The following is a 358-nucleotide window of genomic DNA, read 5'->3' as shown; positions in this document are numbered from 1 at the left end:
GTGTGCTCTTCCGATCTGCACATCCGTTCCCTCCCAGCCGACGCGGGTCGAACCCTTGGCGCCGGAATGGCCGATCTGGGCGCAGATCTTGGCCTCGGTCTCGGCATGGACGAAGTCGACCAGGCGCTTCCACGCGACCTCGTGCTCAGGCTTGTAGAAGCCGGGACATCCGGGCGTGATGCGCCCCTCGGGGCTGACGCAGGTCATTTCGATATAGACGAGGCCGGCGCCGCCCTTGGCGCGCTCGGCATAGTGAGCAAAATGCCAGTCGGTCGGACAGCCGTCGACGGCCTTGTACTGCGCCATCGGCGAGACGACGATGCGGTTGTTGAGCGCCATGTCGCGCAGCTTGAACGGC

General features: G+C 65.4%; 1 pseudogene. It reads right to left on the bottom strand.

Going from position 1 to position 358, the window contains the following annotated elements:
- Positions 1-358 (bottom strand): annotated as a pseudogene (locus EN818_RS31135) (bifunctional salicylyl-CoA 5-hydroxylase/oxidoreductase); the annotation flags it as partial.

The sequence above is a fragment of the Mesorhizobium sp. M3A.F.Ca.ET.175.01.1.1 genome (genome assembly GCF_004791945.1).
In the GTDB taxonomy this organism is placed as follows: Bacteria; Pseudomonadota; Alphaproteobacteria; order Rhizobiales; family Rhizobiaceae; genus Mesorhizobium.
This window is presented reverse-complemented; position numbering and strand designations above follow the sequence as displayed.